The following is a 4,618-nucleotide window of genomic DNA, read 5'->3' as shown; positions in this document are numbered from 1 at the left end:
AGTTTTGCTTGTCTTCTTTTCGCAACACTAAGGTAAGTGAAAATTCTGACATGGCAAAATCCTGGGCAACTTTTTGTTGCTCAGGCACTTATAAATAATGTTAAACTATAGTGTTGCGGAATTAAGGTATTAAGTAAATAATTAAAAGCGCCGTAATCCCCGCCTTCCCCCGCCGTTGTAGGGTCTTACCTCGTGTAAGACCGCCCGCCTATCGCCGCCGAAAAACCACCGCAACTTAAAAAAGTCACCAGTTAACCGTTAACAAGTTAACTTTCGAGGAAAATTTTCAGGAAATAATCCTGCCCTTTACCCGTTATCATCGGCGTCACAGATAGTTCCATGCCGTGGTCTGTGGTCACCCAACACTCACGCACAGCCATGATACCTCGCTCAACCCATTTCTGCATCGGCTCGCGCGAGTGTTTAAAGATGTAGCCATGCTCGCGAAGCCAGTTGAAGAGTCGTTGCCGGCCGATGTCGATGCCGTTCTCATACAGTATCTTTGCCATCTCGCCCACCATGATGTTCTCTTCCGAACCTGTCACCTGTCTGCCGAGTTTCGCCATAGGCCGTTGCTCCTCTATCAGCCGGTCCTTCTCCTCCAGAGTGCGATGCATGATGTTGAGAGCCTTCGCCAGCAGCGTCATCTCGTCGTCCTCCTCCGCAACAGGGATGTAACCACCCGTCTTGCGAATCTGAGGCAGAACTTCTCCGAATATCCAATTCTGGAAATCCTTCGCTTCCTTCTTCTTGCTTTGGAAAATGCAACGATAGAGATTTGCCTCGCCTATGTATGTCATAGTTGTTGTTCGAGTAAATTCACCATGCTGATTCTTGCCCTTTGTGGTAACCTCCACGGAATGGAGGTTTCCAGAATCGAGCCTCATCTTAACTTGTGAAGGATTGGCAAGATCAAGAGCCTTGCACACATCCGCGAGACAGAACACCGTTTCTCCTTTCTCGTTCAGCGCAACTCTCAGTTGCCCAAACTTACTGTTACTGAAAATCTGTATTTCCATACTGTAATCGAAAAATTGATAAACATACATTTTTTTTTTTATTACGTTTCACATTTTGTTTTATGTGGTCAGTCAATAAGTTGCAACTTTCTTTGTCTGAATCACGTTGCAAAGGTAAGGCAAGAAACAGAATTAAACAAGTTGTTTTGCAACGTAACAGCCTGATAATCTGCACAATCGTATTGAATCGCAAAGAATCGTAAAGAATCGAAAAAGGCAGTCGTAAGAAATGGAAATAAAAAAAGGCCGCAACCCGTAAGTTGCAGCCTTTAACAAAAAAAATGACCAACGAGGCAAGAGTCAAATATTCCTCATTGCCCTGAATATCGTCTCGCCAAGCTCGCGCTTGTCTTTGTTCGCCCAAAGTTTGTGTTTCATGGAAAGCGTGTTTACATACTGTCTCATACCTGCGGCAAGACGCTTCACCCCCTCCTCGTCAGCACACATCAGTCCTGTAGCTACCAGTCCGCGTACAAACTCCGTGTTACCAGTGTCAGCCCTTACCGCACCGACCTCCTGTGCGACTCTCAACAGGATGGCGAGCGAGACAGGTTTTGAAGGGTCGATGCAGCCAATGCCTTTCCTCGTCTGACAGACAGAGTCGGCAGGTTTGCCGTTGCCGTCGGTCATGTTTGTGGTGAACATGCGCGAACGTACCTCTTGTGCAGGCTCATGCTCCTCTTGCCTGCCTATGACCTCATAGTCGGCGAAATCCTCGTCCTCTCCCAATATCCTTCGCAGTATTTCGGCTGCGTCTGCCGCCCCGGCGTCGATACTGATGTTCCTCCTGTAGTCGTTGTGTACCGCACCGTTTTCGTAATAGTTGTTGTCGATGATGTTCATACATTAATTATTTTCTTTCTTCATGCCAATGAGTTTTCCCACGTCAGCACTACCTTTCGCCTCCAGGGCAATGGTGTTGCGGTGGTCGGCGTGGGTCGCTCCGCTTTCGTAATAAGCGTCAGCGGTGACGTGCGTGACTTTGGGAGTGCTTTCCTCTCGCTCCTTCTCCCTTATCGTCTGTTTCAGCTCGTCGCGGTGGCTGTTCCAAGCGTGGTTCTTGCCTTCCAAAACCCAGTCAAGCCTGGTGAATAGCGTCCTGGCTATGCCTGACTGATAGCTCAGTATGGCTTCCTTGAGCAACTCGATGGAAATCTGTTCCTCCACAAGTGCCTTCCTCATTTTCTCCGTCAGTTCCTTCACCTGTTTCTCAAGGCTCACGGCCTTCGACTTCCAGTCCTCTATCATTCTGTCTCGCTCGGCTATCTTATGTTCCTTTTCCTCCAGCAGCCTGTTGTATTCCGCGGCAGTGCGCCGTGGAGCGGCATTGGCGTAGGAGTCACATTCAGTTTTCGGGAAGAGGATTTTGAACAGTGGCTGCAACGTGTAGTCCTGCTCAACGTTGTCTATGGCATCGAGAATCCTTTTGCCAAGCCCGCACAGTTTTACCCAGCTGTTCTGTGTCATATTGTTCCTCAGCGGCTTGCGGCAATAGTCTATCAGCTCCCTTGCCGCCCATGCCGTATCCTTCATGTGACCGCCTGCGAACTGCCCAACTACGGCATTCAGGTGATGGTATCCCGAACCGACCACCTTGCCCAGCAGTATGCTGTAGCAGCCACCGAAAAAACTCCAGTTGTTTTCGTATAGTAACAACATTTTCTCCATCACATAATCACGTTCGCACTGTTTCATTATCATGACGATGCCCATGAGCATCGACAGCATGGTCATTCGCGTCCAATTATAGTCCTTTACCCCGTTGACCAGCTCGAATTTCGTCCTTTCGTACAGGTCGTGCCAGTCTATGGATTCACTTGTGAGACAATAGCTCCTCATCAGGCAGAGGAACAATCTGTCGCGTTGGTCGTCCTTCGTAGAGTATTTTGCAAACGTCTCAACAAGCTCCAGCAAGTCGTGCCCCTCAAGGAGTTCCGACACACTTGACGGATGGCGAAATATCCAAGTCCTAAAGAATCTCAGGAGGTTTTCGTCGCCCTCGTGCATCCTTTCATCGGGATGAAACAGATACTCCTCGATATATGGCACGAGGGCTCTACAGACTATGCCATACCCATTATATATCTTGACACGGTCAACCTTATCCAACATGTCCCAGTAGTCCAAGGAGCCGCCCCCTCCGTACTCGTTTGACTCAAGCACATAATCTATTTCAGAGACAATGTTGTCGTTTGTATATTTTACCCAATTTGTCATTGCGAATTGTCTTTTTATGTTTTCAGTAGGCAAGCATACATGCAAAGCGATTTCTGCTATTGCCAAACTCACCAAGGCAATTCTGCCCAGATGTAGCTTTCATTTTGCAAAATTACTCTTTTTCCTTAAAACCACAAAATTTCCGCCGATTTTTTTGTTTGCCATCGCCCGAAATGTCGGAAGGACAAAAAATCCCGTAGGTTTTATGCCACCTGCGGGACGAGAATTAAAATATGTCTGAATGTGTTCCTGTATCAATGAAAAGGAGCGTCATCGTATCGTTTTCCTGAATCCAAACAAGAAGCCAGTCGGATTCAATGTGACACTCCCATTTACCTACATATCTTCCAGAAAGTATATGAGGTCGGTATCTTGGAGGCAGCTCTCCTTTACTTTCAAGAATTGCGATTACCTCCTTCAGCTTAGTCATATCGTACCCTCGGCGCTTACAAAGTTTATAAGACTTTTTGAATGTGCCAGAGTATTTGATCCTGTATTTCATTGTTCCAGTTGCTCAAACAGGTCGTCAACACTTTTTGCCTCATACACTCTTCCTGCCTTGATGTCATCAAGGGCTCGATCTATTCCACTTTTTCGTGGTCTTTTAAGCTTCCACCCCATCTTTTTTGACAATGTCCTGAGGAAGGAGAGGTCGGACAGAGGAATGCTTATACTAACATTTTCAATATTTGCCGTTGTCTGCATAATTGTTTTCCCTTTCTTTATTTCATTTTTGCCACAAAAGTACAAAGAAAGATTGACACCGCCAAATTTTCGCCGAGTTTTTTCAGCCATCGCCCGAAATGTCGAACAAAACAATCCCGCAGGGCGTTGGCCTTGCGGGACGAGAATATCAATTAATGAACTGTAATAAGAAAAATGCGCTTAATTAACAATTATTAGCACTTAATACTGAATCGTTGCCTCTGATGGGGGCTTCTCGCCCCCAAACCCCTCGGTGTTTTCAGGTATTAGATTATCTATCCTAATTTACTTCGGGGATATACAGGAGTCATTTCTTTGAAGAAACATAACCATCGATATATGGTTTTTCCTGAGTGACAACGGCAAAAGCCTGTCGGATGAGCTTGTTTGCTACTGCAATGACGGCGACTTTCCCGGGCTTGCCTTTAGACCGCAAACGTTCATAACAGGCCTTACATTCAGTGTTATATTGTATGGAAGAGAACGCTGCCACGTAGAGCTGACTTCTTAAATAAGAGTCTCCGTTGCGGTTGATGTGACCTTTGACATGGACTGAAGTGCCGGACTGCTGATATGTTGGTGACAATCCCAGATAACGTGTGAGTTGCTTGGCATTGTCAAAGTATGTGAAGCCGCCAGTGGCCATGATGAGTGCAGCTGCAAGAGTGACGCCAATC

General features: G+C 46.6%; 6 protein-coding genes. All 6 read right to left on the bottom strand.

Features of this window, described 5'->3' with window-relative positions; translation table 11 throughout:
- Positions 1-266: 266 nt before the first annotated feature.
- Entirely contained in the window at positions 267-1,019 is a 753-nt protein-coding gene (locus tag CIK99_RS14365; protein WP_158215997.1) for a phage antirepressor KilAC domain-containing protein, read from the bottom strand.
- Between the two features lie 300 nt (positions 1,020-1,319).
- Positions 1,320-1,862 carry a hypothetical protein gene (locus tag CIK99_RS14360; protein WP_094382184.1) on the bottom strand — a complete coding sequence of 181 codons (543 nt, stop codon included), beginning with the start codon at positions 1,860-1,862 and terminating at the stop codon, positions 1,320-1,322.
- Between the two features lie 3 nt (positions 1,863-1,865).
- Entirely contained in the window at positions 1,866-3,236 is a 1,371-nt protein-coding gene (locus CIK99_RS14355) for a hypothetical protein (RefSeq protein WP_144008016.1), read from the bottom strand.
- A 226-nt stretch (positions 3,237-3,462) separates the two neighbouring features.
- Positions 3,463-3,738, bottom strand: coding sequence for a type II toxin-antitoxin system YafQ family toxin (locus CIK99_RS14350; RefSeq protein WP_094382182.1), 276 nt, complete (start codon positions 3,736-3,738; stop codon positions 3,463-3,465).
- Positions 3,735-3,941, bottom strand: coding sequence for a hypothetical protein (locus tag CIK99_RS14345; RefSeq protein ID WP_094382186.1), 207 nt, complete (start codon positions 3,939-3,941; stop codon positions 3,735-3,737). The genes CIK99_RS14350 and CIK99_RS14345 overlap by 4 nt, the downstream gene beginning before the upstream one ends.
- A 307-nt stretch (positions 3,942-4,248) precedes the next feature.
- The coding region (locus CIK99_RS14340; protein ID WP_144007953.1) for a transposase at positions 4,249-4,618 on the bottom strand (370 nt) is incomplete at its 5' end.

Origin of the sequence: Prevotella sp. P5-92 (assembly GCF_002251245.1) — a bacterium.
GTDB lineage: Bacteria > Bacteroidota > Bacteroidia > Bacteroidales > Bacteroidaceae > Prevotella.
This window is presented reverse-complemented; position numbering and strand designations above follow the sequence as displayed.